This window comes from Bradyrhizobium sp. CCBAU 45389, assembly GCF_028128625.1.
In the GTDB taxonomy this organism is placed as follows: domain Bacteria; phylum Pseudomonadota; class Alphaproteobacteria; order Rhizobiales; family Xanthobacteraceae; genus Bradyrhizobium; species Bradyrhizobium liaoningense_B.
Map to the genome: position 1 here is coordinate 1 of NZ_LBIY01000045.1, position 2674 is coordinate 2674.

At 61.8% G+C, this 2674-nt stretch carries 3 protein-coding genes; 1 reads left to right on the forward strand and 2 read right to left on the reverse strand.

The annotated features are described in order from the left end of the window. Positions 1–56: 56 nt before the first annotated feature. Both XH79_RS06965 and XH79_RS06970 read right to left on the reverse strand, forming a co-directional pair. Complete coding sequence (locus XH79_RS06965; RefSeq protein ID WP_271581175.1) at positions 57–269, reverse strand: hypothetical protein; 213 nt, start codon at positions 267–269, stop codon at positions 57–59. Beyond that, entirely contained in the window at positions 262–2019 is a 1758-nt protein-coding gene (locus tag XH79_RS06970; protein ID WP_271581176.1) for a tyrosine-type recombinase/integrase, read from the reverse strand. The genes XH79_RS06965 and XH79_RS06970 overlap by 8 nt, the downstream gene beginning before the upstream one ends. A gap of 346 nt (positions 2020–2365) precedes the next feature. Between XH79_RS06970 and XH79_RS06975 the strand changes: the two genes are divergently transcribed. Beyond that, positions 2366–2674: hypothetical protein (locus XH79_RS06975; protein WP_271581177.1), on the forward strand; the 309-nt coding region annotated here is incomplete at its 3' end.

Genomic DNA, 2674 nt, shown 5'->3' on the forward strand with positions numbered 1-2674 from the left:
ACTAGCCAGGAACTTCTTGGCTGCCGTCCATCTCGCCGCCATCGTTGCCTATTGGATCAATTGAGTCCGAGCCCTAGCGTCGCGTTCAGGTCGGTGAGAGCGAGGTCGGTCGGAGCTTTGCTTATCGCCTTCAGCGAGAAGGCCAGCAGCAGCTTGAACGTGTCCCGGTAAGCCGCGACTGTGCTGGGACTGACCGCTCGCTGCTGGCGAAGATAGTCGACGAAGAAGCGCTGGAGGAGCATCGGGAACGACGGGATCATGTCAGTCATGACACACCTCCCTGAACTGCGGTGCGAGTGCCTCGAAGCGGCCTCCGGCAAGCGCCATGAGCTCGGGCACAGCCTGCAAGTACCAGTAGGTGTCGCCGAGATTGACATGGCCGACGTAAGTCGAGAGCGCCAGCATTGCGTTGTCGATGTCTGCACCTTCGGTCTGCCAGAGCATCAGCCGTCGACAGATAAAGGTGTGCCGCAGATCGTGGATACGGACGAACCGGTGGCCCCCGCGCGGCACGATGCCGACGTCTGCCGTCAGTCGGAGCCATGCGCGGCGCACGGCACGGTAGCCCAGAGCCTCGCCACTGCGCTCGTCGAGGAATAACGGCGCGGAATGGTCGATCGGGCCGAGCCTCGCTCGCGTGCGTAGGTAATCTCGCAAAGCCGCTGTCGCGGTCGGGTGCAACGGTACCATGCGTGTCCTCTCGAACTTGGAGTGCTTCACCGTGACCCGGGTTGCAGCCTCATCGAGGCTGCCACACTGGAGACTCAACGCCTCGGAGATGCGGAGGCCCGTAGCGGCGAGCAGGCCAAGTACTGTTGGAAGCGAGGCTGGACCGGCACCGAACACAGGCGGAAGGGCACGCGCGGCTGCAATGATCCTGTCCACTTCAGCGATCTGCTTCATTGGCACGCCGTTGTTGACCAACCGGCTTGCAAGCGTGTGCCGGAGAATGTGAACGCGACTCCGGTCCCAACCGAGCCGAGCGTAGGCGGCGTGGAGTGTCTTCTGCACGACACGTCTACCAACCGGTTCACCGAGGGGCGCGACATGGCGGACGAACACCTCGCGTCGAGGAGTCGCGGGTCGCTCGTTGAGGATATAATCGACGGTCGCTTCGCCGGTCGGAGGCGAGAGCGGAAGTATGTCGGATCGCCGAGCCTTACCGGCGGGCACCCTTATGACGCCTTCGTCCCAGCCGATGTCATCAAGGGTCAGCCGGATAACCTCGCTTGAACGCAGGCCAAGATCGGCCAGGCAGCGCACGATGGCGTAGCCTCGTCGGCGTGACGGACAAGGCCGGTCAAAGGCCGAGAACAGCTGCTCGACATCGGCTCCCGACAGGGCCTCCGGGAGCTCGGCATCCCGCCAGAATGCGGGGCGCGGCACCGCTTTGTGGAGATGAGCAACGTCGTCGCCGAGCAGTGCGCGATAACGGAGATAGCAGCGGACTGCCCCACCCATGACACGGATCATGCTGGTGCTCCATCCGGCGCCACCGAGTACGAAGGCGCGAACGGCATTGGGCGTGAGCGCACCTAACTCGATCGGTCCTGCGCCAAACTGTTCCCGGAGCAAACGTCGGACGATGCGGCGACGGTGATCACGCGTGCCCTGCGTCAGTCCCCAAATCTCGTTCATCTTAGCGTCGAACCGGGCGAGTTCCACTTCGATCGCATCAGGCGCTGGTGCCGCGACAATGTTGTGCGCGCGCAGCACGCGGAGCAGGTTGTTAAGCGCCGCCCTGTTGAGGATGAGACCGCGCGGGACCGGATGTCCACACGAACAGGTAGTCAGGTGGTTGATGAGGAAGCTGCCGATCCGAGTCTCGTCGATGTCGCCTGGTCCTGCGCCCTCATTGCGCAACCAGTCGCCAAAGTGAAGAGCTGAGGCGGTATATCGACGGCGACGCTTTGCGCCGTAGCGACCGCGGACAAGGTAGTCGGTGTAGAGGCCCATGATGGGCCAAAGAACATTGTCCGGATCTTCAGTCCTGAGTTGAAGGCGTACAGGTACGGGCATGCTCGATCTCCGTTGTTGGGAGTTCGAGCAGGGCTCCGGATTATGTGCAGTTCAACCGGAATGTGCCGAGCGACAGGCTCGGCACATCAAGGATTTGGCGCAGCCGACAGTCCTTAGCTGTCCATAATCTGCCAGGGATCATAATCATGATTATGCAGATCTGAGCATAACCATGAATTCGATCCCTTCCAATGACGAATGGGCACTGCAGATCGCTGGCCGGTAAGTGGAGGTTCTTTTGGATTTCCGCTCCCCGTGGGCGCCGTTTATGGCTATGCTCTCGGCTGCGCCGTGGTGGTGGTGGAGGGCGCAACCGTCAGACCTTTATCTCACGGAGACCGCCACCATGATCGTCTTTGCACCACTGCTTGTCCTAGTTGGCATCGGCTTTTTCTGCTGGTTGCTGTTCACGCTCGCTGTCTTTGCACTGCCTCTCTTCGTTGGCCTGACGATCGGCATCGGGTCCTTCCACACCGGCGCCGGCGCGATCGGCGGCGCCGCAGCAGGGCTCGTGGCGGCCGGTGCAAGCATTGGCATTGGCCAACTCGCGCTCACCTTGGTGCCGTGGACGTGGCTTAGACTCTTGATCATCCTCATTTATGTCGCGCCCACCACCTTCGCCGGTTACAGTGCAACGCACGGAATCGCCCAGATG

What these genes read in the sequence shown, in the direction of transcription:
- XH79_RS06965 (WP_271581175.1), bottom strand. Translation starts at nt 269, where the DNA reads ATGACTGACATGATCCCGTCGTTCCCGATGCTCCTCCAGCGCTTCTTC.
- XH79_RS06970 (WP_271581176.1), bottom strand. Translation starts at nt 2,019, where the DNA reads ATGCCCGTACCTGTACGCCTTCAACTCAGGACTGAAGATCCGGACAAT.